Source organism: Amycolatopsis sp. w19, assembly GCF_051373225.1.
Taxonomy (GTDB): Bacteria; Actinomycetota; Actinomycetes; order Mycobacteriales; family Pseudonocardiaceae; genus Amycolatopsis; species Amycolatopsis japonica.
Map to the genome: position 1 here is coordinate 518,552 of NZ_JBPQFM010000003.1, position 26,226 is coordinate 544,777.

The window sequence follows — 26,226 nt, forward strand, 5'->3', positions numbered from 1 at the left end:
GGACGGCACGCCCATGCCCCAGTACATCCTTCGACGACTACTTCAACTCATCCCGGTCTTCTTCGGCACGACGTTCCTCATCTACGCCCTCGTGTGGGCGGTGCCCGGTGATCCGTTCGCCGGCAAATGCGGCCAGGTCGCCTGCCCGCCCGCCTACATCGAGATGATGACGGCGAAGTTCAACCTCGACGATTCGATCTTCGTCCAGTACTTCAAATACCTCGGCAACCTGTTCACCGGCGACTGGGGCGAGACCTTCAACGGTGTCTCGGTCGGCGAGCTGATCGGCAACGCCTATCCGGTGACCGTCCGGCTCGCCCTCATCGCGGTGGCCATCGAAGCGATCATCGGCCTGTCCGCCGGCATCCTGACCGGCCTGCGCGGCAAGGGTTTCCTCGACAACCTCGTGCTGATGTCCACCACGTTCCTGATCTCGATCCCGGTGTTCGTGACCGCGATCGTGCTGCAGATCGTCCTCGGTTCGGAACTGGGCATCATCGACGCGAGCGTGTCCGAGGACGCCACGATCGGCGAACTGATCGTGCCCGGAATCGCGCTCGGCAGCCTTTCCATGGCCTACATAGCCCGGCTGACCAGAACGAGCATCGCGGAGAACCGGCACGCCGACTACGTCCGCACGGCCGTCGCGAAAGGACAGCCGCGCAGCCGGGTCGTCGGTGTGCACCTGCTCCGGAACTCGGTGATCCCGGTGCTGACCTTCATCGGCACCGACATCGGCGCGCTCATGGGCGGGGCCATCGTCACCGAAGGCGTGTTCAACATCAACGGCATCGGCGGGCTCATCTTCCGCGGTATCCAGAACCGGGAGGGCGCCACCGTCACCGGCGTCGTCGTCCTGCTGGTGATGGTCTACCTGCTGGTGAGTCTCATCGTCGACCTGCTCTACGCCGTTCTCGACCCGAGGATCCGTTATGACTGACCCCAATGTGGCCGGCGGGGTGTCCTCTGTGGACGTCGCGAGCGCCGGTGTCGCCGACGATTCCGCGGTGGCGCACAAACCGCGCAGTCTCGGCGGCGACGCCTGGCGGATGCTGCGCAAGCGGCCGTCGTTCATCATCTCCGCCGTCATCATCGCGCTCGTCGTGCTCATTGCGATCGCGCCGGACCTGTTCAGTTCCCGGCCCGCCGGGTTCAGCGATCTGCTCCACGCCAACGAAGGACCGTCCGCGGACGCCTGGTTCGGTTACGACAACCAGGGTTACGACGTCTACGCGCGGACCATCCACGGCGCGCGGGCGTCGCTGCTGGTCGGTGTCTTCGCGACGATCCTGACGATCCTGATCGGCTCGGTGGTCGGGATCGTCGCCGGGTACTACGGCCGTCTCGTCGACAGCCTGTTCTCGCGGGTGGGCGACATCTTCGCGGCGCTGCCGTTCGTGCTCGGCGCGATCGTCATCCTGACCACGTTCAACGCGCCCGGCTCGAATCCCGGCGTGGTCACCATCATCGTGCAGGTGGTCGTCTCGATCGCCGCGCTGAGCTGGCCGGTGGCGATGCGCATCATGCGGTCGGCGACGCTGGTGGCCAAACAGCTCGACTACGTCAAGGCCGCGCGCGGTCTCGGCGCGAGCACGCCGCGCATCGTGTTCCGGCATCTGCTGCCCAACACGGTCGCGCCGGTGCTGGTCTACGGGACCATCGCGCTCGGCGCGTTCATCGGCGCGGAAGCGACACTGGCGTATCTCGGTGTCGGCGTGCGGCCGCCGGTCGTCTCGTGGGGCGTGATGATCAGCGACGCGCGGGACTACTTCCGGGTGAATCCGCACATGCTGTTGTTCCCCGCCGGGTTCGTGACCATCACCGTGCTCGCTTTCGTCATGCTCGGTGACGGGATCCGCGACGCGCTCGACCCGAAGGCCCGGTGATCGGCCGTGACCGACGAATTGCTGCTGGAAGTGGAAGACCTCCACGTCGAATTCCGTACCTCCGACGGGGTCGCGACCGTGCTCAACGGGGTCGACTACTCCGTGCACGCCGGGGAAACCCTTGCCGTGCTGGGAGAATCGGGCTCCGGTAAAAGTGTCACGGCACAGACGGTGATGGGCATTCTCGACAGCCCGCCCGCCGTCGTCACCGGCGGCGCGGTCCGTTACCGCGGCGAGGATCTGCTCACCGCCACCGAAGAGCGGCGGCGTGAAGTGCGGGGCGGGGAGATCGCGATGATCTTCCAGGACGCGCTGTCGGCGTTGAATCCCGTGTTCACCGTGGGCTTCCAGATCGAGGAACAGCTGCGGGTGCGGCTCGGTATGTCCAAAAAGGACGCGCGCAAACGGGCGATCGAGCTGCTCGACATCGTGCGCATCCCGGCGGCCGCCCGCCGGGTCCGCGAGTACCCGCACCAGTTCTCGGGTGGGATGCGGCAGCGCGCGATGATCGCCATGTCGCTCGCGCTCGACCCGGATCTGCTGATCGCGGACGAACCGACGACCGCGCTCGACGTCACCGTGCAGGCCCAGATCATGGACCTGCTGGCGGAGATCCAGGCCGAACGGCGGATGGGGCTGATCCTGATCACCCACGACCTGGCGGTGGTCGCCGAGGTCGCCGACCGGATCGCCGTGATGTACGCGGGCCGGATCGTCGAACAGGCCGACGTCACCGAGTTGTTCCGCTCGCCGGGGCATCCCTACACCGAGGCGCTGATGGCCTCGCTGCCGCGGCTCGACCTCAAAGGACAGACGCTGGAGACCATCAAGGGCCTGCCGCCGAGCCTGCTGAACGTACCGCCCGGCTGCCCGTTCCATCCGCGCTGCCCACGGGCGGAAAGCCGGTGCGAGACCGAACGGCCCGCCCTGCAGAATCTCGGTTTCGGCCGGGTCAGCGCCTGCCACTTCGCCGACGAGGTGGTGAGCGGCCGTGTCTGAGCCCATTCTGCGGGTCGAGAACCTGGTGAAGTACTTCCCGGTGCGGGCGGGGATCCTCTTCAAACGCACCATCGGGCACGTGAAGGCCGTCGATGGGGTCTCCTTCGACCTGATGCCGGGGGAAACGCTCGGCGTCGTGGGGGAGTCCGGCTGTGGCAAGTCCACGCTGGCCCAGGTCCTCATGCGGCTGGAGGAACCCACGGGCGGGCTCGCGACCTTCGAAGGCCGCGACATCTTCGCGTTGCGGGGAGCGGAACTGCGGAGGCTGCGGCGCGAGATCCAGATCGTGCTGCAGGATCCGTACACTTCGCTGAACCCGAGGATGACGGTCGGCGACATCATCGGCGAACCCTTCGAAATCCACACCGAGGTGGCGCCGAAGGGGTCGCGGGCGGCGAAGGTGCGGGAGCTGCTCGACGTCGTCGGGTTGAACCCCGAGCACATCAACCGCTATCCGCACCAATTCTCCGGCGGCCAGCGTCAGCGCATCGGGATCGCGCGGGCGCTGGCGTTGCGCCCGAAGGTCATCATCTGCGACGAACCCGTTTCCGCGCTGGACGTTTCGATCCAGGCGCAGGTGATGAACCTGCTTGGTGAACTGCAGAAGGAATTCGGCCTTTCCTATGTGTTCATCGCACACGATCTGTCCGTTGTCCGTCACCTTTCCACGCGAGTCGCGGTGATGTATCTCGGCAAGATCGTGGAAATGGGGACGGAAGAGGAGATCTACGAACATCCGTCGCATCCGTATACGCAGGCGCTGCTGTCCGCGGTGCCGGTCGCGGATCCGGCGTTACGCGGGCAGCGGCAGGTGATCCGCCTGGAAGGCGACGTGCCGAGCCCGCTGGATCCGCCGTCCGGCTGCCGGTTCCGCACGCGATGCTGGAAGGCGCAGGACATTTGCGCGGATCAGGAACCCGAATTGATCACCCGGTCCGGTGGACATTTGTCCGCCTGTCATTTCGCGGAGGAGAAAACCGTCGTCCCCTGACTTTCGTAGGGACTTCGTTGATACGTGATGGACAGCTGACGTAGTTTGCACGAATAGCATTCTTCAGGAGGCAGGAAGTGAAAAAGCCAAGATCTCTCGTGATCGCGCTCGCGGTACCGCTGTTCGGTGCAATCGTGGCCGCGCCGACGGCTTCCGCGCAGCCGCAGCTTTCCGGCGCGGCGACCGAATTCTCCGTCCTGGCCCGTGAAGGCCAGAGCGTGGCCTCGGTGGAAAGGGCGATCCGCGCCGCCGGGGGCACCGTCGTGACGAGCAACGCCGCGGTCGGCCTGATCACCGCGACCGCGCCGGCCAACGGTTTCGCCGAGCGGGTCTCCGCGGACCGCGCGGTTTTCGGTGCCGCCAAGGCGAAGGCGATCGGCACCGCGCCGAAGCAGGGCAAGGCGAAGGTCAAGCCGGGTGTCGTCGAGAAGGAGGGCCGCGGCGCCGCCTCGGCCAAGAAGCCGGTCGAAGCGAAGACCGTCGGCATGGACCCGCTCGACGATCAGCTCTGGGGACTCAAATCCGTCCGGTCGGACCTTTCGCGTACCAAGCAGCCGGGGGACAAGCGGGTGAAGGTCGGCGTCATCGACACCGGTGTCGACGGCAGCCACCCGGACATCGCGCCGAACTTCGACCGCGCCGCGTCGCGGAACTTCACGAAGGACATCGTCTCCGACGTGAACGGCGGCGTCGTCGACGGACCGTGTGAATTCCGCGGCTGTGTCGACCCGGTGGACCACGACGACAACGGCCACGGCACGCACGTCGCCGGCACCATCGGCGCCGCCGCGAACGGTTTCGGTGTCTCGGGCGTCGCCCCGAACGTGACGCTGGTGAACCTCCGCGCCGGGCAGGACTCGGGCTTCTTCTTCCTGCAGCCGACCGTGGACGCGATCACCTACGCCGGCGACGCCGGTGTGGACGTCGTGAACATGAGCTTCTTCACGGACCCCTGGCTGTACAACTGCACCGCGAACCCCGCGGACACGCCCGAGCAGCAGGCCGAGCAGCGCACCATCATCGAGGCGACGACCCGCGCGCTGAACTACGCGCACCGCAAGGGCGTCACGCAGGTCGTCTCGCTGGGCAACCAGCACAGCGACCTCGCCAACCCGCAGCCGGACGCGTCGAGCCCGGGCTACCCGTCGAACAGCACGCACCCGCGGCAGATCGACAACGCGAGCTGCCTCTCGCTGCCCATCGAAGGCCCGCACACGATCGGCGTCTCGTCCTTCGGCCCGTCGCAGGCGAAGGCGGACTACTCGAACTACGGGACCGAGCAGATCTCGGTGTCCGCGCCCGGTGGTTACTTCCGTGACTACTACGGCACTCCGTGGTTCCGTACGGTCGAGAACCAGATCCTCTCGACCTACCCGCGCAACGTCGGTGTCGCCGAAGGCATGATCGACGCGGACGGGAACGTCACGCCCGACGGTGTCACCGCCGGTGTCAAGAAGGCGACCGCCGCCGATGGCCGCGTCGGCTACTACCAGTGGCTGCAGGGAACGTCGATGGCGTCGCCGCACGCGACCGGTGTCGCGGCGCTGATCGTTTCGCAGTACGGCAAGGGTTCGCGCGACTTCGGGATGAACCCGGACGCCGTCCAGCGGGTGCTCGAGGGCACGGCTTCGGACATCGCCTGCCCGACGCCGCGGACCGTCGACTACCTGAAGGAAGGCCGGGACGCGTCGTTCACCGCGACCTGCACCGGTGACGCCTCGTTCAACGGCTTCTACGGTCATGGTGCCGTTGACGCCTGGTCGGCTGTGACGCGCGGTTCGGAGTTCCTGCGCGGCTGATCTTCGGTCCCTAGAGTGCTATGAAAGGTCCTTTCCTTGCAAAATTTGCAAGGAAAGGACCTTTCATAGCATGTGCGGGGGTGGATCGTTAGGCGGCTCGATCGGTGCGGACCACAGTGACATCAGGTCTCGGGCGTCGCGCCGCTGCGTCGGCCGCGGCACGGAGTTCGGCGATTACCTTCTCCGGTTCGTCGCGAATCCGAGACGGCAAGGTCTGGACGACGATGATCCCCGCAGCCGCATAGCGATTGTTGCGGTGGAGGGTCTTCCGGTAGACGTCCCTGCCGAAGTGGAAGGCATACGAATCGACTTCCCATGCCATGCCGAGCTCGTCGCACCATGAATCCGGCTTGCCGATGTAGTTGCCGAAGGCGTCGTAGATCTTGACGTTCCGCTCGGCAGGCGGCAGTCCCGCTTTCTTCCAGATCGCGAGCGATGCCGCTTCAGGGACGGACTTGACATCGGCGGCGAGCTCTCGGAGCACGGCGCGAGGGAGAGCTGTTCCTCGCCTGCTGCCGGATTCGAGCTCGGCGCTCAACTCGTCCACTGTGCAGAGGCCTGTCTCGATGGCTTCGATGAGCAGAGCGCGAACCGGGTCGAGATCTCGGATGCGCCTTACGCCATCCAAGACGGCTCGAGCCGGTGCCGCCAGCGGTACCCCTTCGATCACGCGGCGTTCCGGCATCGCGATCGTTCGTTCGATGATCGCGAACTTGACGCTTCGCACCTTGCGCTGTTGTGGAATGAGTACATGGACGGTCCCATGAGGGCCGGACTGCCGTAGTCCGTATCGTCGTGCGGCCTCGAAGCCGGTGATGATTCCCCTGGAGTCAGTGAGCATCAGCGCGGCTTCTACTCGTTGCCGCGCGCTTGGCTGCTCTTTCGAGAGAAGGACGATGCCTGGTAGCAGGTGAGTCCACCGTCCACCAGGCTGACATCTTCGATACGACGTGCTTTGCGTGACCCCGAGTTGCTCCAGGGTCGCCACGCGGATGACGCCGTGTCGACTGTGTTGACGTAGGTATGAGTCCGTTTGTGGAGCTCGTGATAGGTACATGCCGACACAGTGACCGGCAGGCCCGACAAAATTCGATCCCGCACTGCCATGAAAGGTCCTTTCCTTGCAAATTTTGCAAGGAAAGGACCTTTCATGGCATCTGTGGTCAGCGACGCGGCCGAGGGTGGCTACTTTCCCGAAGCGGCCTTGATGAACTTAGCCAGGTCCTTCGCCTGCCGCACCCGCGACTCCTCGTGCACGTACATCATGTGCCCGGCCGGGTAGTACGCCGTGTCGATGTTCTCCCGCAGTTCCTCGGGAATCTGCAGTCGCGCCAACACGTGCTCCGAAGCGAAGTACGGCGTCGCGCCATCGTAGTGACCGAAGGCGACGTGCACCCGAAGGTGCGGGTTCGCCCGCATGGCCGAAGCGAGCGAGTCCACAGAGGACACGGAGCGACCCTCGAAGTCCGAGTACGACCAGGCCTTGAAGACGTCCGTCGAGAGGATCTCGTACGGCAGGTCGTTCTCGTAGCCGAGTTCGGCCCGCACGTAGTGGTTGAGCCCGCCCGTGTAGGCGCCGATGATCCGCGAGATCGACGGATCGTCGCTCATGTGCTCGCGGCCGCCGTCGGGCTCCCAGGTGGTGAACCGGCCGTCCATCCGGCCGACGACCAGGCCCTTGTCCCGCAGCAGTTCGGTGAAGTACCGGACGTGCTCGATCCGCAGGTTGACCCGGTCCACATAGGACTCGCTGAGCCCGGTCAGTGAAGCGAGCGTCGCCACCGCTTCCGCGCGGTCCTGTGTGGACAGACGGGCACCACGAGCGAGGGCCCAGGGGAGTTCCTTGGCCGCGAAGTCCTCGGCGTCGGCGAGGACGTCGTCGAGCGGCCGGTCGCCGTGGAGCCCGTGGTAGTGCGCGATCGCCGCGTACGTCGGCACGTAGAGCGAGTACGGCAGGTCGTTGCCCTCAGTGAACCGCAGCGTGCCCAGATCCAGCACGGACGAGATCAGCAGGAGCCCGTTGAAGTACATCCCGTGGCGTTCCTGCAGATGCGACGCCAGCCCGGCCGCGCGGAGCGTGCCGTACGACTCGCCTGCCAGGAACTTCGGCGACAGCCAGCGCTGTTTGCGCGAGACCCACAGCCGGATGACCTCGCCGATCGACTCGATGTCGGCGGTGTACCCGTGGTACTCCTTGGCCGCCTCGCCGTCCACGGCGCGGGAATAGCCGGTCGACACCGGGTCGATGAACACCAGGTCGCTGTGCGCCAGCAGGGTTTCCTGGTTGTCGGTCAGCCCGTAGGGCGGCGCGACCGGGTCGTCGACATCGCCCGAAAGCACGCGGCGCGGGCCGAGCAGGCCCATGTGCAGCCAGACACTCGCCGAGCCGGGCCCGCCGTTGAACGCGAACGTGACCGGGCGCGAGCCGGGCTCCGCGTCGTCGAGCGTGTAGGAGGTCAGGAACACCTCGGCCTTGGCCTTGTGGCCTTCGGATTTGCCGTCGGTGATGACCTCCTTCCGCAGCACGATCCGCCCGGTCTGGGCCGTGTAGGCGAGCTTCTTGCGCTTCAGTGTCAGCGTGTGCTTCGTGGTGACCAGGTCGTCGGTCGGCTCGACCTTGGTTTCCACCGACGGGGTGTCCTTCTCATCGGTGGCCTTCGAATCGGGATTCGTGTCCGGCATGCCTCCAACTTACTGGCAGTCTGTAGGAGTGGACATCGTCACGGCGCATGATCGCCCGAGCACGCCGGGGCAGGCGATCGAGATCCAGGAAACCCTGCGTGGCCTGGTCGATCTCGAAGATCGCTGTCCACAAGAGATCGTCACGGTGACCGGGCTGGACGTCGCGTACGACGAGGGCAGCGGCCTGATCGCCGCGGCCGCCGTCACCCTCGAAACCTCCGGATTCCGCGTCGTGGAAAAGCGATCGGTCGTTTCCCGGGTTTCGTTCCCGTACGAACCGGGCCTTTTCGCGTTTCGCGAGCTTCCTCCGCTGCTCGACGCCCTCCGCGCGCTCGATCACGTCCCGGATCTGCTGGTCTGCGACGGGCACGGCCTGGCGCACCCGCGCCGGTTCGGGCTCGCCTGCCACGTCGGCGTCGTGACCGGTCTGCCGTCCATCGGGGTCGGCAAGACCAGGTTCGTCGGCGAGCACGACGAACCGGGCGGCATCCGTGGCTCGCGGGCACCCCTGCTGGACGGGGGCGAGGTCGTCGGCGCGGTCCTGCGCACTCAGAACGGCGTGAAGCCCGTTTACGTCTCCGTCGGTCACAAGATCTCGCTGGAGAACGCGTGCCGCCAGGTGCTGCGGCTGGCACCGTCGTTCCGTCAGCCGGAGACGACCCGGCACGCCGACCGCCTCGCCCGAGACACCCTGAAAGAAGCGTTATGAGGTTCCGTTCGCTCGCCGAACTCGACGCCGAGGTCGTGGACTGCCGTGCCTGCCCGCGGCTGGTCGCCTGGCGTGAGGAGATCGCCGTGGTCAAACGGGCGGCGTTCGCCGGCGAGACCTACTGGGCCCGGCCGGTGCCCGGCTTCGGCCCGCCGGACGCCTCACTGGCCATCGTCGGGCTGGCTCCCTCGGCGCACGGCGCGAACCGGACCGGCCGCCTGTTCACCGGCGACCCGTCCGGTGACGTTCTCTTCAAGGCGCTTCACCGGGTCGGGGTGGCGTCGCAGCCGACGTCGACCCATATAGGTGACGGGCTCGAGCTGCGCGGCACCCGGATGGTCTCCCCGGTGAGATGCGCGCCACCCGCCAACAAGCCCACACCTGAGGAACGGGAGACCTGCCGATCGTGGCTCGCGGCCGAACTCACGTTGCTGAAACCGACGCTGAAGGCCGTCGTGGTGCTCGGCGCGTTCGGCTGGCAGGCGTTGCTGCCGGTGCTCGCGGAGGCGGGCTGGCCGGTGCCCGCGCCACGCCCGAAGTTCGGTCACGGGGTGGAAGTGGAACTCGGCGACCTGCGCCTTTTCGGCTGTTACCACGTGTCGCAGCGCAATGTCCAGACCGGCCGCCTGACGCTTGACATGGTGTGCGACGTCCTGGCCTCCGCGACCTCGGCGGCCGGCCTGAACTGAATCGGTGCGGAAACCGTGGCGACGCTGGTCACAGCCGGATGGGGTCTGCGAGCGATCTCAGCAGATGGGTGCGACTATAGGAATATGGCTGGTGTTAAGTCGGAACCGACACGGATCCTCGTCCTTGGTGGTGGGTACGTCGGGCTCTACACGGCGTACGGGCTCCAGAAGATGCTCCGGGCCAACGAAGCGTCCGTGACGGTCGTTGATCCGCAGCCGCACATGACCTATGCCCCCTTCCTGCCCGAGGCGGCGGCCGGTGCGATCGAACCGCGGCACGTGGTCGTGCCGCTGAGGCGCGTGCTCAAGCGCTGCCACGTGCTCACCGCGCGCGTGACGAAGATCGAGCACGAGCGCAAAGCCGTGACGGTCGAGGCCGCCGACGGGCACGTCGAGCAGCTGAACTACGACGTCCTCGTGGTCGCGCTCGGCGCCGTCGCGCGCATCCTGCCGATCCCGGGCCTGGTCGAAGAAGGTATCGCCTTCAAGACCATCGGCGAGGCGATCTACCTGCGCAACCACGTCATGACGAAGCTGGACGAGGCCGCCAGCACGCTCGATCCCGAGCAGCGCAAGCGCCTGCTGACGTTCACCGTCGTCGGTGGCGGGTTCGCCGGTATCGAAGCGCTCGCCGAACTCGAGGACATGACCCGGTTCGCGGTGGAGAACTACTACCCGAACCTCAAGGTCGAGGACATCCGCTGGGTGCTCGTCGAGGCCGCCGGGCGGATCCTCCCCGAGGTGCGCGAGACGCTCGGTGTGTACACCGTCGAGCAGCTCGAGAAGCGCGGCATCGAAGTCTATTTGTCGACAGCGGCGAAGTCGTTCGAGAACGGCCACGTCGTGCTCTCGGACGGCACCGAATTCGACACCGACACGATCATCTGGACCGCCGGCGTGAAGGCGAACCCGGTGCTCGCCAGCTCGGACCTGCCGCTGGACAAGCGCGGCCGGGTCGAGGCCACCGCCGCGATGCAGGTCGTCGGGCACCCCGACGTCTGGACCGCCGGTGACAACGCCGCCGTGCCGGACCTCTCGCGTACCGAGCAGGATCCGACCGCTACCTGCCCGCCGAACGCGCAGCACGCCGTGCGCCAGGCGCGTCTGCTGTCGAAGAACATCATCAAGGTGATCCGCGGCGGCAAGCCGAAGGACTACTACCACAAGAACCTGGGTGCGGTGGCCAGCCTCGGCCTGCACAAGGGTGTCGCCGACGCGCTGAACCTGAAGATCAAGGGCTTCCCGGCCTGGCTCTTCCACCGCGCGTACCACCTCAAGGCGATGCCGACGTGGAACCGCAAGATCCGCATCCTGTTCGACTGGATGCTCGGTGGCCTGTTCCGGCGCGAGGTCATCTCGCTCGGCCAGATCAACAACCCGCGCGAAGAGTTCGACCGGCTGTCGAAGTCCTGATTTCGTAGTTCCGTGAAGGCCTCCTTCCCTACCTTGAACGTAGGGAAGGAGGCCTTCACGGCGTTTAAGGTGTGCCGGTGCAGGCATTCCGGAAGTTGAAGCCGCCCATCCAATCCGCCCAGCCCCGGCCGGGGCTGACCCCGCTCGAACTCGCCCACGACCTCGTGGAGCGGATCGAACAGGGGACGAAGTACGCGCGGATCCGCAAACGCCGGTTCCGGACGAGGTCGGTGATCCTGCGGGTTCTGGCGCTGCTGCTGTCCGCGACCTCGACGATCATCCTCGGATTGCAGAATCTGAATCCGTGGACGGGGACGGCGTTCGCGCTGGTCGCCGTCGTCACCGTGGTGAACGTGCTCGAACCGTTCTTCGCGTGGCGTTCGCTGTGGGTGCTGATGGAAGAAGGCCAGTACAAGTTCTACCGGCTGCGTGACGAGCTGACCTACTACATCGCTTCGACGCCGCCCGAAGAGCTCGATCAGGCCGTGTTGCGCGAGAGATTCGACCAGTACCAGGCGATCTGGGACCTCGTCGGGAACAGCTGGCTGAAGTATCGCCAAGCCGACAAGGCGAACTAGGTCATCGCCTCGGTTGTGGCATCGCCTAGGCTGACCCGTGCCCCGGTAGCCCAACTGGCAGAGGCAGTCGACTTAAAATCGACACAGTGCGGGTTCGATCCCCGTCCGGGGCACGAACGGCGTCCCCGGCATGAAGTGTTCCGCTCTGTGGACATGCTGGTCCGCGCGGTCGGCCGCTGCCGACAATGACCCACATGACCGGAACCGGCCTGACCGACGAAGCCACCTACGACCGCACTCGGATCGAGCAATGGCGGGCGGGGAAGGCGCTGTCGCGGCGCGGGATGCTCCGGCTGACGGCCGGTGGCTCGCTCGCGCTGACGGCGTTCGGCGCGCTTCCGGCCGGGACGGCGTCGGCGGCCACACCGATCGTGAAACCGCTGCCGCCGGAGATCTTCGAGGTCTACGGCACCAACGCGGAGACGCGCTGGGAGGCGCTGAGCGGCCAGGGCTATCTGACCCCGGTCGAGCGATTCTTCGTGCGAAACCACACCGCCACTCCGACGATCGATGTCGGCGCCTGGCGGCTGAGGCTCTTCGGGAGCGGGCTGCGTGGTGGGCCCGTCGAGTTCGGCTACCGGGATCTGCTCCGGTTGCCGTCGGAGACGATCACCTCCGCCATCGAATGCGCGGGCAATGGACGGAGCTACTTCACCAGCCAGCAAGGGCAAACGGTGTCCGGCACGGCGTGGAAGCTCGGCGCGATCGGCGTCGCGCGCTGGCGTGGTGTCCGGCTTTCCACGGTGCTGGCCAAGGCGGGCCTGACGCGGCACGCGGTGGACGTGCTGCCGGAGGGGCTGGACGCCGATTACGTCACCGGCGGGGTCAACCTGGGAAAGGTGCGCCGTCCGCTACCGGTCGCGAAGGCGCTGCAGGACGTTCTGCTGGCCTACGAGATGAACGGGCACCCGCTCCCGCCGGACCACGGCCATCCGGTGCGGCTCGTCGTACCCTCCTGGGCCGGGATCTCGTCGATCAAATGGCTGGGACGCATCGAAGTCTCCGAAACGCCGCTGGTGTCCCCGTGGAACACGCAGTACTACCGGCTGCTCGGGCCGGACTATCCGGCGGAGGGCACGCTCGTGACCCGGCAGGTGGTCAAGAGCGCGTTCGAATTGCCCTGGAACGCCGAGTTCGCGGCCGGTGACAGGCAGGTGCTGCGCGGCCGCTCGTGGTCGGGCAACGGCCGGATCAGGCGGGTCGACGTCGATACCGGAGGCGGTTGGCGGCAGGCGAAGTTCGTGGGCGCGGCGGCGGATCGAGGGTGGCAGCGCTGGGAGATCCCTTGGCGCGCCGGTGTTCCCGGTGTCCACACGCTGCGGGCGCGAGCCACGGACATCACCGGCGTCACCCAGCCCGAGGTCACCCCGCACAACACCCAGGGCTACCTGTTCGACGCCGTCGTCCGGCATCCGGTCCGGGTGGTGTGAGATGACGCAGTCGGTCGCAGCGAGCTTCGAGCCGACCGTCGAGCTGACCCTGGCGTTGCGGGTGAGCACCGACTCCGAGCACGCCGCCACGATCGCCGCGCGCCTGCTTGAGTCCTTTGAGGACACTGTCGGCGTGACGCTGACGGCACGCACCGTCCAAACCGGCCAGGTCGTCGAACTCGCCGGACGGCGGCGATCCAGTGAGTCCGGCCCGCCGCTGCGGATCGAGCCGGATTCGCGGCGAGTGCTGCTGCGCGGCGAGGTACTGGACTTCACCAGGCTCGAGTTCGACCTCCTGCTGTTCCTGAGCCGGAATCCGGACCGCGTCTTCGACCGCATCACGCTGATGGAGCGGGTGTGGGGTCTGTCCGGCGGCAACGTCCGGACCGTGGACGTCCACGTCCGCAAGATCCGCGGCAAACTGGAACCCGTGCTGACACCGATCGCGACGGTGCGCGGGGTCGGTTACCGGTTCGACGGGGCAGGCCAGGTGCTCATCGCGGACTGAGCCGTCAGGCGAGCAAAGCCGGGATGTCAGGATACGAACGTGAATCCCACTTACGTCCTGCTCCACGGTTCCAACAGCGCCTCGTTCACCTGGGGACCGCTGCAACGCGAGCTCGCCCTGCTCGGCCACCGCACGCTGGCCGTCGACCTTCCCGGACACGGTTTCGCCGCCGGTTTCCACGCCGCTTACCAGGCGCCGCAAGACCTCGAGGCGCTGGCCACGGCGCCGTCGAGCCAGGCGGGCGCCACCTTGGCCGAGGCCGTCGAGCAGGTGGTGGACGTCGTGCGCAAGGTCGCCGAGCACGGTCCCGTCATCCTGGTCGGGCACAGCCGCGGTGGGCTCCCGCTCACGGGCGTCGCGAACGCCGTCCCGGAGCTGATCGACCGGATCGTCTACATCTCCGCGTGGTGCTGCGTCGACGCGACGGTGGGCGAGTACATGCAGGGGCCCGAGTACGCGAGCAGCGCGCTCAACGACGTCGGCGGGGTCGTCGTCGCGAATCCGGCCGAACTCGGCGCGCTCCGGATGAACTGGCGCACCGCCGATCCCGCGCTGCTGGCTGCCTTGAAGACCGCGATGATCGAGGACGGCACCGACCAGGAATTCTTCGCCTACCTCAACACGCTCGAACCGGACGAGAGCCTCGACGCCGGGACCGAACTCGCCGACGCCGCCACTTGGGGCCGGATCCCGCGCACCTACATCAGGCTCACCGAAGACCGGTCGATGCCGCTCGCGCTGCAGGACCGTTTCATCAAGGAGGCGGACGCGCTCACCCCGGGCAATCCGACGGACGTGCGGTCGCTGACGAGCAGCCACGTCCGGTTCCTCGTGCACCCGCAGGAGGCCGCCGCCATCCTCGCCGGGCTCGCGTGATGACGGACGCGCCGTTCACCAAAGGGCATCTGATCACCTTGCTGATCAGTTCCGCGATCGGTGTGGGATTCGGTGCCGGATGGTGGTTCTTCGGCGCCTCCTCCGTCGGCGACGGATCGACGCCGCTGGTCGTCGTGGGCATCGTCGCGGTGCTGGGCTTGGTGGGCTGGCTGGTCGTGACCGCCCGCCGGGGCGCCGGGCTGCCCGCGGGCGGTGGCCGGGAGGAAAGCCCGTTCGGCAAGCACTACGGGATCGCCGTGCTGCTCATGCTGGTGGGGATCTTCGCCGGGGCCAGGGTGCTCTCGGCGGTTTTCGAAGTTCCCGAAGCCGTGCCCGCCTGGGTGCTCTTCGTGGTCGGCCTGCACTTCCTGCCGTTCGCGAAATTGTTCGGCTCACGGCGTTTCCTGGTGCTGAGCGCCTTGTTGTGCGCTGTCGCCGTGCTGGCCGCCGTGCTCGCGATCGCGGGCTGGGCCGCGGCCTGGCAGCTCGTGCCCGGCTTCGGAGGCGCCGTGGTGCTCTGGGGGACCGTCGCCGCCGGGCTGCTCGCGACGGAAGGTCAGGGAGCGACGAGCCCGGCTTCGTAAGCGAAGATCGTCAGCTGGACCCGGTTGGTCGCGTCGAGTTTCGCGAAGATCCGGGTGATGTGGGTCTTCACCGTCGCCTCGCTCAAGTGCAGTTCCACGCCGATTTCGGCGTTGGTCCCGCCTTGAGCGACGGCGGTGACGATCTGCCGCTCGCGTTCGGTCAGGGTGCCCAGCCCGGCTCGCGCCCGATGACGGCGCGGGCTCGTCCTGGTCGCGACGAAATGCCCGATGAGTTTCCGCGTCGTCCTCGGCGAGAGCATCGCCTCACCCGCCGCGACCACGCGCACCGCGTCGATGATCTCCTGCGGCGAGCCCTCTTTCAGCAGGAATCCGCTGGCGCCCGCGCCGAGCGCGTCGAAGACGTACTCGTCGAGGTCGTAGGTGGTGAGCACGAGAACCTTCGGCGGGTTGGGCAGCGCGGTGACCGCGGCGGTCGCGGCGAGGCCGTTCATCCGCCGCATCCTGATGTCCATCAGCACGACGTCGGGCGCGTGCATGGACACCTTCGGCACGGCTTCGTCCCCGTCGCCGGCTTCCGCGACGACTTCGATGTCGCCCGTGCTGGACAGGATCATCGACAAACCGGTTCGCACGAGCGGGTCGTCGTCGACGAGCAGCACTCGCAGTGGGCGCTGGTTCACCCGGACAGGTTAGTGGTGTCCCCACGGTAGCCAAGCCCGGACGGCGAATGTGCGCTCTTCGGTGGGGCCCGCGCTGACGTTCCCGCCGATCAGCGTGACACGCTCACCGATCCCGGTCAGTCCGGCGCCCGTGCCCGGCGGCTTTCCCGCCGGGGCGATCGCGGGCAGCGGATTGACGACCTCGACGGTGAGCCCGTTCCCGGGCCCGCCGCGAACCGAAACCTCGGCCGTCGCGCCCGGAGCGTGTTTCAGGATGTTGGTCATCGACTCCTGCACGATCCGGTACGCAGTCGTGCCGAGCAAGGCCGGCGCGCCGCCCGCGTCGTCGAGCAGGATCGTCACGTTGACCCCCAAACCGGCCCGGCGGGCATTGGCGACGAGTTCGGGGATGTCCGCCAGCGTCGGCTGCGGCGGCTCCGGATGGATTCCGTTCTCGCTGGTTTCGCCGAAACCCTGGCCATCGCGGAGGACCCCGATGACCTGCCGCAGATCTTCGAGCGACTGGCGCGCGGTCGTGCGGACGGTCTTCGCCGCTTCCGTCGTCGCGGGTCCCTTGCTGACTTCGAGCGCACCGGCTTGCAAGGACAGCAGCGAGAGCCGGTGCCCGAGGACGTCGTGCATCTCGCGCGCGATCCGGGTGCGTTCCGCGCGGCGGGTCATTTCGGCGCGGAGTTCTTCTTCCTTGGCCTCACGGATCGCGAGCGTGTCCTGCATCCCGCGGACGACTCCGACGGTGAGCGGCACGGCCGTCATCACGACGGCGACCGTCAACGTCCCCATCAGCTGCACGGCGGAGAACTGCTTGCCGACGATCTGCCCCGCGACGGTCACGTCGGGATGGCGGTTGGCGTCGCCGAACAACGCCCACGCGGTGGCGACGTAGACCAGGACGGACCCGCTCCACAGGACGCGGTCGCGGCGGCGCGCGGCCAAGGCGGCGAGGGCGACCAACGCGGCCAGCGCGTCGGACCGGAAACAGAGCGGCGGCACCAAGGCGATACCGAGGACGAGTTCCGGCCATTTGTGCCGCCAGCAGAGCATGACCGCGGCCGTGATCCCGGTGAAGAAACCGAGCGTGGACCACCACGTCGGGTCGAAGGATTGCGTCGCCGGAAGGTAACCCTGGGCGCTGAAGACGAAAATGCTGCTGATCACGCACGCCGCGACCGCCACGACGGTGAGCACCACACCGAGCACACGCCTTGCCATGCGCTGAGCGTACGCAAACCCGCTTGGCCGGAGGCATCAGCGGAAGCGGTCCTTCACGGCGCGTGGATTACGACTTTCGTCGTACCGGGTTCGCGCGCCGAGGACGACGCGGACACCTCGCGATCGCTGGTTGTATGCCGCCTCGTTCATCCCTTTGGAAAGGAAAATCCCCCGTGACCCAGCAAACCCCCTACACGCCGGCCCCGCAAGCCCCCGCCAGCCCGATGCCGCCCCGCAACGGCATCGGCGTCACGGGCTTCGTCCTCGGCCTGGTGGGGCTGGTCTTCTCCCCGATCCCGTTCGTCGGCGTCATCGCCTGGCCGCTGGTGATCCTCGGCCTGATCTTCTCGATCATCGGGCTGATCCGCGTCAAGAACGGGAAAGCCTCCAACAAGGGGCTCTCCATCACCGGTATCGCCTTGTCCGCGCTCGGTCTCGTGGTCTGCGTGGTGTGGATCTTCGTGTTCAACGCGGCGGTCGACGAGGTCAACAACGAAATCAACCGCACCGCGAAGGTGTCCTACGAGGTCACCGGCGACGCCACCAACGTCGAGGTCATCTACGGCGAGGTCCTCAACCCCGTCACGGAGACCGTCCCGGCGCTGCCGTGGAACAAGGAAGTCGAGAACAAGGGCGTCTACAAGGGCGGGACGCTCACCGTCACGACCGGCGAGACCGGTGGATCCGTCACCTGCAAGATCACCGTCGACGGCGCGGTGGTTTCCACCAAGACCGCTTCCGGCGAATTCGCGATGGCCGCCTGCACCGGAGTGTGACGGTCGGACCGTGAAAGGCCTCCTTCGCCATTCTCGGGGTGGCGGGGAGGCCTTCCCGTTTCCGGCATGATGCGGTCATGACCGAGCCCGTCCATCCGTTCGACCCACCCGCCGACGAACATCACTGGATCGAAACCGTCACCGAACTGGCGAAGGACTTCGCCGCGAGCGCCGCCGAGTTCGACGAAACGGCCGAGCTTCCCATCGACAACCTCCGTGCCTTGCACGCGACCGGACTCGACGGGGCGACCTTGCCCGCGGAGTTCGGCGGCGAGGACCTCAGTTATCGGACCTACGGCGAGATCGTCCGGATCCTCAGCGCGGCCTGTTCTTCGACGGCGTGTATCTGGGTGATGCACATCGGCGCCGCCGTCGGGCTCGCCCAGTTGTCCGCCCCCGATGTGGGTCGCTTCTACGCCGACGAGCTGATCGGCGGCAAGCGCTTCGCCAACGCGCTGTCGGAACCGAGCAGCGGCAACATGTTCCTGATGCCGCAACAGGTCGCCGAGCCCGTCGACGGCGGGTACCGGCTCACCGGCGCCAAGCGATTCGTCTCCGGTTGCGAGGTCGCCGACCACTTCCTGGTCAACGCGCTCGTCGGCGGCGTGCCCACGTTCTTCGGCGTGGCGCCGGACGACACGATGACCTTCGTGCCCATCTGGGACACGATGGGATTGCGCGCCAGCCGAAGCCAGCTCGTCTCGTTCGAAGGCACCGTCCTGCGGGAGGACCGCCGGTGCCCGCCACCGACCGTGCAGCGGCCGAACCACATCGCGGCCGGTCTCGCCTTCCTGTCACTGGGGATCGCCGACGCGGCGGAGCAAGCGCTGATCTCGCACGCCCGGAGCCGCGTCATCCCCGCGACCGGGGAGCCGCTCGCCGGAATGCAATGGCTGCAGTTCGAAGTCGCGGACGTTCACGCCCGTCTCGAAGCGTCGCTCATGTACGCCCGGAACATGGCGTGGCTGGCGGATCGGAACTCGCCGGAGTTTTTGCCCGCGACCATGACGGCGAAGGTGCTCGCGAACGACATCGCCCGCGACGTCGCCCAAGTCGCGCTGAAAGCGGGCGGAGGTTCGGGCTTCCTGCGCACTTCGCCGATCCAGCGGCTGTTCCGGGACGCGCAGGCGGGCGGGCTGATGGCCTATTCGGCCGAAGTCAGCAAGGACCGGATCGGGAAGACCGTGCTTCTGCCGCAGGACTGACCTCGGATGGCCGGCCGGGTGACGTCAAGCCCGGCCGGTCCCGCCGGAGCGGGTCAGCAGCAGCCGCTGCCGCAGCAGTCGCAATCGCACCAGTCGTCGTTCCGCATGGTCATCCACCTCCTCCCTCGGGTCCGCATTCGGGCGGGCACCAGGCGCCGGGAAGCGGATCGGCGCATTCGTCGCCGGACATCCCGGACAGCAGGGAAGTGAGCTCGGCGCGCAGCTCGCCGAGGCGCGCCATCTCCGCTTCGATTTCGGCGAGATGGCGTTCCAGCATGGTTTCGGCGGGTTCGCACGGGCACACCCCGGTGTCGCGCACGCTCAGCAGGTCACCGATCTCCGTCAGCGTCAGCCCGAGCCGCTGGGTGCCGCGGATGAACCGCAGCCTGTCGATGACGTCCTCGTCGTAGCGCCGGTGTGCCCCGGTCGTCCGCGCGGGCGCGGGCAGAAGACCGATGCGCTCGTAGTAGCGCACGGTGTCCGGCCGGACTCCGGCGCGAGAGGTCACCTGGGACATGGTCAACGCCGTCAGCGCCTTCGCCGCTTCGGTTCGCATGATCTGAGGGTAGAACTTGGACCCGGCTCCAGAATCAAGTCCGAATTCGACGGGGCTCACGAAGAGAAGACGACGGCCCGGCGCGTCCGCATCATTCGAAAGGGTGGAAACGGCGAGAGGACGGCACGGTGACTGACTTCCGGTACGTGATCAGGGACCTCACCACGGAGGGCGAACAGGTCGATGCCCTGGTGGCCGGCCTGGACGACACGGGGTGGGAGCTGCCGACACCCGCGGCGGGCTGGTCGGTCAAACACCAGATCGCGCATCTCTCCTTCATCTTCAAGATCGCCGGGTTGTCCGCGAGCGAGCCGCAGAGGTTCGCCGAAGTCATGAAGAGTTCGATGGCGCGCGGTTTCGACGCCGCGGTCAACGCGGCCCTCGACGACTACCTCGGAGACCCCAACGAGGTCGTGCTCAGCCGCTGGCGTGCCGAACGCGACGCCGGGATCAAGGCGCTCGCCGCGGTCCCGGCGGACCAGGTCGTCCCGTGGCTGGTCAACCCGCTGCCGCCGGCCATCCTCGCCTGCGCCGGGATGATGGAGCTGTTCGCCCACGGCCAGGACATCGCGGACGCGCTGGGAGTGCGGCCGGAGCGGACGGACCGGCTCGCGTATCTCGTCGGTTTCGCCGTCCGGGTGCGGGACTTCGGCTACGAGGCCCGGGGCCTGACCCCGCCGGAGCAGGAGTTCCGGTTCGAGATCACCGCGCCGTCCGGGCAGCTGTGGACGTTCGGGCCCGAGGACTCCCGGCAGCGCGTCACCGGGAGCGCGGAGGACTTCTGTCTGCTGGTCACGCGGCGCCGTCACCGCGACGACCTCGACGTCCGGGCCGAGGGCGCGCTGGCGGACCATTGGCTCGACATCGCGCAGGCGTACCGCGGTCCGGCGGGCGAGGGACGCTCACCGGGACAGTTCGGCCGGTGAAGATCCCGCCACTTTCGCGGTGATCGGGCATCCTGGAAGTCGCGGTCGGTCCCACTCGGTGCGATCGTCGATGGCACACGGGGTCTAGGAGGCGATCGTGGCACGGGTGTGGCTGATCAGACATGGCGAAAGCGAATCCAACGCCGGGCTTCCCGGCGGCGAACCGGGTGCTTCGGCGTTGACCGAACTCGGCAGGCGGCAGGCCGTCGAAATCGCGGATTCGCTGGCCGAACCGCCTCGTTTGATCGTGACGTCGCCGTTCTTACGGGCGCGGCAGACCGCCGAGCCGACGATGGAGCGGTTCCCCCAGGCGGAACGTGAGGAGTGGCCTGTCCAGGAGTTCACCTTCCTCGGCGAACTCCATGGACAGGTCACCACCACCGCCACCCGCAAGCCGTACACGGAGGCCTACTGGTCCCGTGCCGATCCGCACCACGCGGTGAACGGCGCGGAATCGTTCGCGGCCCTCTTCGGCCGGACCCAGGAATTCCTGGCACGGCTGGGAGAACGGGAACCAGGGCCGATCGCCGTCTTCACGCACGGGCTCTTCATCCGCGCGGTCATGTGGTCACTGCTGACCGGGACCACCACCCCGGACAGCGCGGCCATGCGCGGATTCCGCACCTTCGCCGACACCTACGTCGTGCCGAACGGCAACATCACCGAACTGCGGTACACACCCGGGAAGCGGATTCCGCGCATGGTGGTCCCGCTCGCGTCCCGGTTCGCCGACCTCTAGGGCTTCAACAGCAGCCGGAGCTCGTTCACCCCGGTCATGTGCGGGCTGGGGATGAACGACGGCGGAACGGCCGGGTCGGTGCGCAGATCCGGGAAACGGTCCAGCAGGATGTTGAGCGCCGTCTTGCCTTCGAGCCTGGCGAGCGGGGCGCCGATGCAGAAATGGATCCCGCGTCCGAAGGCCAGATGCGGGTTGTGCGCCCGCGCCGGATCGAAGACGCCCGGATCCGTGAAGGTGCGCGGATCCCGGTTCGCCGCCGCGACCCAGATACCGAGCATGCTGTCCGCCGGGATCGTCTGGCCACCCAAGTCGACTTCGGTCGTCGTGGCTCGGGCGACGAGTGCGAACGGGCTGAGGAACCGCAGGGATTCCTCGATGGTGGCGGGCAGCAACGTTCGGTCCTCACGGACACGCCGGTACTCGTCCGGATGGGAATCCAGGCACAGCACCGTGTTCCCGAGCAGCATCGTGGTGGTGATGTGCCCGGCGAGCAGCAGCACGTTCGCGAAGTTGACGACTTCGTTCTGCGTGAGTTTCGTGCCGTCGACCTCGGCTTCGACGAGTTTGGTCAGCAGGTCCTCGCGCGGATTCCGCCGTCGATCGTCGACGTGCTCGGAAAGGTAGTTCACCAGGTTCTTCACCTGCGCGGACGTTTCCTCCGCGGCCTTCTTGTCCTCTTCGGTCTGCTTGATCAACGACCGTTGCTGGCTGTTCCGCAGCAACGTGTCGACCCATTCCTTGAACAGGTCGCGATCGTTCGCCGGGATGCCGAGCAGTTCGGCGATGACGATCACCGGCAGCGGATAGGCCAGATGGGTCACCAGTTCCATCGAGTCCGCGCCGTCGACCGCGTCGAGGAGTTCGTTCGTCAGTGTGGCGATGCGCGGTTCGAGATCCGCCACGACCTTCGGCGTGAAGGCGTGGCTCACCAGCGTGCGCAGTTTCTTGTGATCCGGAGGATCCATCTGGAGCAGGTTGCCTTCGACGAACAGGTCCTTGTCCGGCGAGATCTCCTTGGGGATCAGCCGGGTGGTGTCGGAAGAGAACACCTTGGGATCACTCAGGGTCTTCAACGCCTCGGCGTGGCCGTAGACGTTCCACATGCCCGTCTCGGCGTCGAAACGGACCGGATCGGCCGGGAATTCGTCCCGAAGCCAGAACTGGGCTTCGTGGACGCCCCAGGTTTCGGCGATCGTGGTCATGGCTTGCCCCCTTCTTCTCGTGGTGGAGGAGCGCGGATCAAGCGGGCTCCTCGGGGCCGTCCTTCCGGTAGATCCAGGCGCGATAGGACGAGATCAGATCCTGGAACGCCTGGATCACTTCGGCCGCGGTGGCGGCCAGATTCGCGGTGGACGGTGGCTCCGGCGGCTCGAACGCCGTCCGGATGATGTGCGCGAGAGCGTCGGCCTTCTCTTCGATGGTGAGGTCGGCGCCGTCGCCGGTGAAGCTGTCCATCAGGTAGAACCCCAGCGCCGAAGCACGCAGGGAAAACAGCAGGTTCGGGATGTCGTCGCGCAGCAGGCCCCGGTCGGTCATCATCTTCAGGTACCGCTCGGTCACGACCGTGTCCTGATCCTGCAAGGGATGTTTCTTCAACCGGCCCAGCAGTTCGGTGTTGCCGGTGATGAGCGCGCCGAGCAACGGGTTTCGCTGGGTGTACAGGAAAGCGGCCCGCTGGAACCGATGCGGGACGACTTCCGCCGGGTCTTCTTCCAGCCCTTCGAGAAGGTTCTCGGCGGCAAGGAGGGATTCACGCAGGAGCAGCGCGTGGAAGAGGGTTTCCTTGGTGGGCCAGTGCAGGTAGATCGTGCCCTTCCCGATGCCCGCCTGACTCGCGATGTCCTCGATGGTCACCTTGCGATAGCCCAGCCGCGACAGCAGGACGCCGGCCGCGTCGAGGATGCGATCGGCGCGACCGGCGGTGCGGTCCGGACGTTCTGCCACGTGCGCTCCCAAGATCTGACTTCGTGACCAGATTTGCCCATCCGGTCATCCAGTCAGGTTCGACGGTAGCTCTGGGCGGCGGGTTCCGGCAAGGAAATCGACGAGTTCTTAACGCAGACGGTGGGCGAGCAGGAACTTCCAGATGACCGGGGTCGCGTCGATGACGGTCGGAGTGGCGGAGTCGTTGTTCGGTGTGGTGCTCGGCCAGACGTGCCCGGCACCTTCGACCCGGTAGTGCTGGAGCGAGCAACCGAGCCATCGCTGAACGGTGACGTCGGCTTTCGGCGAGTACTGGATCGGCCGCGGGAAGCAGCCGTTCCGGTCCGCCCACGCCGCGAGCCAATTCGGCAACGGCGGCAGGCCTTTGGCGGGGTTCCCGGTGTAAGGGATCGTCGCGTCGGCCGTGCCGTGGAAGTCGAGAATCGGCGCGGGGCGCGACGGGTGGCACTCGCCGCCTTGCGGGTAGAACGCACCGGCGACCGGGGCGAACGCCGCGATCCGGCCCGGCATCCGGCAAGCGAGGACGCCGACGAACCCGCCGCCGTTCGACTTGCCTGTCGCGTAGATCCGGCGGGAGTCGACGCACAGTTCACGTTGGAGGGTGTTCAGTAGATCACTCGTGAAGAGCACGTCGTCCGCGGCCGCCGAGTACGGCGCGCCGGTCCACGCCGACTCCCCGTCCGTACCGGGAAGTCCTTGCGGGTAGACGGAAATCGCGTCGTACGAGGAAAACCCGGACAACTCCTCCTGATACTTCGACGTCCGTTTGTGTCCATGGAACGACAACACCAGCGGGTACGGCCGTGAAGACCGGTACTGCGCCGGCACGTGCACCGTGTACTCGCGGACCAGGCCGCCGGACGTCAACGTCCGCAGCGTCGTCGCCCCGGCGGGGACCGGGGACGGCAGCCGGCAGCCGGTCGTCGGCACCGGATGGTCGACCGGCGCCGGCGTGGCCGACGCCGGCGGAGCGGCGAGCAGGCTCAGTCCGGCAGCGGCGGTGGCCATCAGCGTGAGACGGCGCAGGTATTTCGTGGGACCAGGCACGCGATCCTCCTTGATCGGGCGGCAGGGCGGTGATCAGGGTCACTCCTGACGCGGGCCTGGTCAGCATTGTGTTCATTGAGTTTTCGGACCGCTTTTCACGTCACCCTGCCGGGCGGCCCGCCTGGCCGACCGGCCTGGGCCGCGGTCGGTCAGCCGCAGGCGCGTTTCGCCGTGAGCACGCGGGTCAAGGCCTCGTCGACCCGCGCGGCCGGGAGATCGCCGGACGCCAGCGCTTGCTCCAACGTGGAGAGCACCGTGCCGACGTTGCCACCAGAGGACCACAACGCCTGATCCGCCCCCGCCTGCAATGCCTTGAGCACAGCCGTTTGCAGCGGGTACTGCGACGTGATCGCCTTCATCGCCCCGAGATCGTCGGTGATCACCGGACCGTCGAACGCGTAGTCCTTCCGCAGCAGCCGGTACGCCGCCGCCGACAGGGTCGACGGAGTACCGCCGGTCAGGTCGGGCACGTCCAGATGTCCGACCATGACGCCGACTTCGCCGTACTCGCCGATGTCTCGGTACGGAACCAGGTCGACCTTCCGCAACGAGGCCAGCGGTGGCGTCCGCACCAGTCCCTTGTGGGAATCCCCGCTGGCGTGCCCGTGCCCGGGGAAATGCTTCAGTACCGGCTGCACTCCGGCGTCCCGCAAACCCTGTGCGAACGCCAGGATGTACTTGCGCGCGACTTCCGGGTTCGCGCCGAACGACCGGTCGCCGACGATGTCGCGGTCCGGCTGGTCGGTGATATCGGCGTCGGGCGCGTAATCGACGGTGACGCCACGGGCCAGCATCTGCCGACCTCGCTCGGCCGCCTTCGCTCGCACCTGCGCCGGTGACAGGGTCGAGGCCATCTTCCGTGCGCTCGGCATGTCGCCGTCGAGGGCGTCGATCCGCTGGACGCGGCCGCCTTCTTCGTCGATCGCCACCGATACCGGGACCTTCGCCGCACGCTGGACCTCGTCCAACGCGCGGTTCCGCAAGAGGGCGGTCTCGTTGCCACCGAGGAAGATCCCGCCGATCTGCTGATCGCGTACCAGCTTCACCGCCGCCTGCGGGTCACCGGCGTTCACGCCGACCACCACCAGCTGGGCCAGCCGCTGCCGGGGCCTCATCCCGGCGATGACGGCTTCACAGCCTGGAACGGGCGCCTGCTCCGCCCTCGGTGACGGCGAGGGTGAAGGCTTGCTGGAGCTGGGTGGGGCTGAGGCGACGCTGCTGCGGGGCGGAGGTGCCGTCCCCGCCGGCCGCGCGGATCCGGCCTCGTCGTTCGCCGTACCGCACTGCACGCTGGTGAGCAGAACGGTCGCGGCTCCCAGGATGACGGTCGTCCATCGCTTCGTCGTCTTCGGTCGCCCGGAGTTCATCGGCTCGTTTCGTTCGTCGTCCATGCCGGTATCGACGGTAACCCGACTTGCCCTTTCGTACGCGCTTGCGTGCCCTTTGGTGCGTGAGCGCGACTGTCGGACCTTCGGCCCCACCTCCTTCCTCTTCCGTGTTCTCCCTCGTCAAGCGGATGTCCGGACTTGACAGTTCGATCTGCTCCACCGTAGATTACCACATGGTTATGGAACCGCAAGGTTATCCAGCGGCCACCGAAACGAACGATCGTGAGAAGTCGAAACTCGTGAGAACGGCTAGAACAGCCGAAACGGAAGGCGGGCGACCGTGGCACAAGATCTGCTCGATGTCACCTTCGCGGCGCTCGCCGACCCCACCCGCCGCGCGATCCTCGCCCGGCTCGCGTGCGGGGAGGCCACGGTGACGGAACTGGCCGAGCCGTTCGCGATGAGCCAGCCCGCCATCTCCAAACATCTGAAGGTGCTGGAGCGGGCGGGACTGGTGGCGAGGGGGCGCGACGCTCAGCGCCGCCCCTGCCGGCTGGTGGCCCAGCCGTTGAAGAACGCGAATGAATGGCTCGGCGGCTACCGTCGCTACTGGGACGAGGCCTTCACGGAGCTGGATCTCGTTCTGGAAGGGGAGATCCAGCACTCGGAACGCCGGGGCGAGACCGACTGACCACCGCACGACCGGAAAGG

Annotated in this window: 27 protein-coding genes and 1 tRNA gene; 19 read left to right on the forward strand and 9 right to left on the reverse strand. The window is 67.3% G+C overall.

Annotation, left to right across the window (positions count from 1 at the left end; all coding sequences use genetic code 11):
* Window positions 1–13: 13 nt before the first annotated feature.
* From ACSMFO_RS10165 to ACSMFO_RS10185, 5 genes are all read left to right on the forward strand, one after another.
* Entirely contained in the window at window positions 14–940 is a 927-nt protein-coding gene (locus ACSMFO_RS10165; protein ID WP_016337270.1) for an ABC transporter permease, read from the forward strand.
* Window positions 933–1,886, forward strand: a complete 954-nt coding sequence (locus ACSMFO_RS10170) for an ABC transporter permease (protein WP_038508285.1) — start codon at window positions 933–935, stop codon at window positions 1,884–1,886. Before ACSMFO_RS10165 ends, ACSMFO_RS10170 begins: the two co-directional genes overlap by 8 nt.
* 6 nt (window positions 1,887–1,892) lie before the next feature.
* On the forward strand, window positions 1,893–2,885 hold the full coding sequence (locus tag ACSMFO_RS10175) for an ABC transporter ATP-binding protein (RefSeq protein WP_436458224.1): 993 nt from the start codon (window positions 1,893–1,895) through the stop codon (window positions 2,883–2,885).
* Window positions 2,878–3,876: an ABC transporter ATP-binding protein gene (locus ACSMFO_RS10180; protein ID WP_037340729.1), complete on the forward strand. Its 999-nt coding sequence runs from the start codon at window positions 2,878–2,880 to the stop codon at window positions 3,874–3,876. Before ACSMFO_RS10175 ends, ACSMFO_RS10180 begins: the two co-directional genes overlap by 8 nt.
* A gap of 77 nt (window positions 3,877–3,953) precedes the next feature.
* Window positions 3,954–5,675, forward strand: coding sequence for a S8 family serine peptidase (locus tag ACSMFO_RS10185; RefSeq protein ID WP_436458225.1), 1,722 nt, complete (start codon window positions 3,954–3,956; stop codon window positions 5,673–5,675).
* An 88-nt stretch (window positions 5,676–5,763) separates the two neighbouring features.
* Here ACSMFO_RS10185 and ACSMFO_RS10190 read toward each other — a convergent pair whose 3' ends face one another.
* Together ACSMFO_RS10190 and ACSMFO_RS10195 are read right to left on the reverse strand one after the other, a co-directional pair.
* Window positions 5,764–6,663, reverse strand: coding sequence for a hypothetical protein (locus tag ACSMFO_RS10190; RefSeq protein ID WP_241832748.1), 900 nt, complete (start codon window positions 6,661–6,663; stop codon window positions 5,764–5,766).
* Window positions 6,664–6,860: 197 nt separating this feature from the next.
* On the reverse strand, window positions 6,861–8,357 hold the full coding sequence (locus ACSMFO_RS10195; RefSeq protein ID WP_038508292.1) for a S10 family peptidase: 1,497 nt from the start codon (window positions 8,355–8,357) through the stop codon (window positions 6,861–6,863).
* Between the two features lie 28 nt (window positions 8,358–8,385).
* Between ACSMFO_RS10195 and ACSMFO_RS10200 the strand changes: the two genes are divergently transcribed.
* From ACSMFO_RS10200 to ACSMFO_RS10240, 9 genes are all read left to right on the forward strand, one after another.
* The gene (locus ACSMFO_RS10200) at window positions 8,386–9,066 is read left to right on the forward strand and encodes an endonuclease V (RefSeq protein ID WP_436458227.1); all 681 of its coding nucleotides are present in this window, start codon (window positions 8,386–8,388) and stop codon (window positions 9,064–9,066) included.
* A complete protein-coding gene (locus ACSMFO_RS10205) occupies window positions 9,063–9,755 on the forward strand; it encodes a uracil-DNA glycosylase (protein ID WP_073844907.1) in 693 nt (230 codons plus the stop codon). The genes ACSMFO_RS10200 and ACSMFO_RS10205 overlap by 4 nt, the downstream gene beginning before the upstream one ends.
* Before the next feature lie 84 nt (window positions 9,756–9,839).
* Window positions 9,840–11,168, forward strand: coding sequence for an NAD(P)/FAD-dependent oxidoreductase (locus ACSMFO_RS10210; protein WP_005155795.1), 1,329 nt, complete (start codon window positions 9,840–9,842; stop codon window positions 11,166–11,168).
* Between the two features lie 77 nt (window positions 11,169–11,245).
* Window positions 11,246–11,746, forward strand: coding sequence for a DUF4231 domain-containing protein (locus tag ACSMFO_RS10215; RefSeq protein WP_436458229.1), 501 nt, complete (start codon window positions 11,246–11,248; stop codon window positions 11,744–11,746).
* 39 nt (window positions 11,747–11,785) lie between these two features.
* Window positions 11,786–11,859 (forward strand) — tRNA-Leu (locus ACSMFO_RS10220).
* Between the two features lie 81 nt (window positions 11,860–11,940).
* Window positions 11,941–13,176, forward strand: coding sequence for a sulfite oxidase (locus tag ACSMFO_RS10225; protein ID WP_436458231.1), 1,236 nt, complete (start codon window positions 11,941–11,943; stop codon window positions 13,174–13,176).
* Between the two features lies 1 nt (window position 13,177).
* Entirely contained in the window at window positions 13,178–13,684 is a 507-nt protein-coding gene (locus ACSMFO_RS10230) for a winged helix-turn-helix domain-containing protein (RefSeq protein ID WP_436458233.1), read from the forward strand.
* Between the two features lie 39 nt (window positions 13,685–13,723).
* Window positions 13,724–14,560 (forward strand): alpha/beta fold hydrolase, encoded by an 837-nt coding sequence (locus ACSMFO_RS10235; protein WP_436458235.1) that lies wholly within the window; start codon window positions 13,724–13,726, stop codon window positions 14,558–14,560.
* Complete coding sequence (locus tag ACSMFO_RS10240; protein WP_436458236.1) at window positions 14,560–15,144, forward strand: DUF7010 family protein; 585 nt, start codon at window positions 14,560–14,562, stop codon at window positions 15,142–15,144. The genes ACSMFO_RS10235 and ACSMFO_RS10240 overlap by 1 nt, the downstream gene beginning before the upstream one ends.
* On the opposite strand, the gene ACSMFO_RS10245 is transcribed toward ACSMFO_RS10240, so the two are convergent.
* Together ACSMFO_RS10245 and ACSMFO_RS10250 are read right to left on the reverse strand one after the other, a co-directional pair.
* On the reverse strand, window positions 15,117–15,764 hold the full coding sequence (locus tag ACSMFO_RS10245) for a response regulator transcription factor (protein ID WP_360082193.1): 648 nt from the start codon (window positions 15,762–15,764) through the stop codon (window positions 15,117–15,119). The two genes, ACSMFO_RS10240 and ACSMFO_RS10245, sit on opposite strands and share 28 nt — an antisense overlap.
* Before the next feature lie 30 nt (window positions 15,765–15,794).
* Complete coding sequence (locus ACSMFO_RS10250) at window positions 15,795–16,994, reverse strand: sensor histidine kinase (protein WP_436458238.1); 1,200 nt, start codon at window positions 16,992–16,994, stop codon at window positions 15,795–15,797.
* Window positions 16,995–17,218: 224 nt separating this feature from the next.
* Here ACSMFO_RS10250 and ACSMFO_RS10255 point away from each other — a divergent pair, with 224 nt between their 5' ends.
* Entirely contained in the window at window positions 17,219–17,770 is a 552-nt protein-coding gene (locus ACSMFO_RS10255) for a DUF4190 domain-containing protein (protein WP_073846239.1), read from the forward strand.
* Between the two features lie 77 nt (window positions 17,771–17,847).
* Window positions 17,848–18,975, forward strand: coding sequence for an acyl-CoA dehydrogenase family protein (locus ACSMFO_RS10260; RefSeq protein ID WP_436458240.1), 1,128 nt, complete (start codon window positions 17,848–17,850; stop codon window positions 18,973–18,975).
* Window positions 18,976–19,084: 109 nt separating this feature from the next.
* Here the strand turns inward: ACSMFO_RS10260 and ACSMFO_RS10265 are convergent, their stop codons facing one another.
* Window positions 19,085–19,531, reverse strand: coding sequence for a heavy metal-responsive transcriptional regulator (locus tag ACSMFO_RS10265; RefSeq protein ID WP_037340753.1), 447 nt, complete (start codon window positions 19,529–19,531; stop codon window positions 19,085–19,087).
* A gap of 128 nt (window positions 19,532–19,659) precedes the next feature.
* On the opposite strand from ACSMFO_RS10265, the gene ACSMFO_RS10270 reads away from it, so the two are divergent.
* Both ACSMFO_RS10270 and ACSMFO_RS10275 read left to right on the forward strand, forming a co-directional pair.
* Window positions 19,660–20,457, forward strand: a complete 798-nt coding sequence (locus tag ACSMFO_RS10270; protein ID WP_038508310.1) for a TIGR03084 family metal-binding protein — start codon at window positions 19,660–19,662, stop codon at window positions 20,455–20,457.
* A gap of 97 nt (window positions 20,458–20,554) precedes the next feature.
* Window positions 20,555–21,196, forward strand: coding sequence for a histidine phosphatase family protein (locus tag ACSMFO_RS10275; RefSeq protein ID WP_038508311.1), 642 nt, complete (start codon window positions 20,555–20,557; stop codon window positions 21,194–21,196).
* On the opposite strand, the gene ACSMFO_RS10280 is transcribed toward ACSMFO_RS10275, so the two are convergent.
* The 4 genes from ACSMFO_RS10280 to ACSMFO_RS10295 form a co-directional block, all read right to left on the reverse strand.
* A complete protein-coding gene (locus ACSMFO_RS10280) occupies window positions 21,193–22,398 on the reverse strand; it encodes a cytochrome P450 (protein WP_436458244.1) in 1,206 nt (401 codons plus the stop codon). The two genes, ACSMFO_RS10275 and ACSMFO_RS10280, sit on opposite strands and share 4 nt — an antisense overlap.
* A 37-nt stretch (window positions 22,399–22,435) precedes the next feature.
* A complete protein-coding gene (locus ACSMFO_RS10285) occupies window positions 22,436–23,140 on the reverse strand; it encodes a TetR/AcrR family transcriptional regulator (RefSeq protein WP_436458245.1) in 705 nt (234 codons plus the stop codon).
* A gap of 108 nt (window positions 23,141–23,248) precedes the next feature.
* Complete coding sequence (locus tag ACSMFO_RS10290) at window positions 23,249–24,187, reverse strand: alpha/beta hydrolase family esterase (protein ID WP_436458247.1); 939 nt, start codon at window positions 24,185–24,187, stop codon at window positions 23,249–23,251.
* Window positions 24,188–24,336: 149 nt separating this feature from the next.
* Window positions 24,337–25,578: a glycoside hydrolase family 3 N-terminal domain-containing protein gene (locus tag ACSMFO_RS10295; protein ID WP_436458249.1), complete on the reverse strand. Its 1,242-nt coding sequence runs from the start codon at window positions 25,576–25,578 to the stop codon at window positions 24,337–24,339.
* Window positions 25,579–25,855: 277 nt separating this feature from the next.
* Between ACSMFO_RS10295 and ACSMFO_RS10300 the strand changes: the two genes are divergently transcribed.
* On the forward strand, window positions 25,856–26,206 hold the full coding sequence (locus tag ACSMFO_RS10300; RefSeq protein ID WP_436458251.1) for an ArsR/SmtB family transcription factor: 351 nt from the start codon (window positions 25,856–25,858) through the stop codon (window positions 26,204–26,206).
* Window positions 26,207–26,226: the final 20 nt, after the last annotated feature.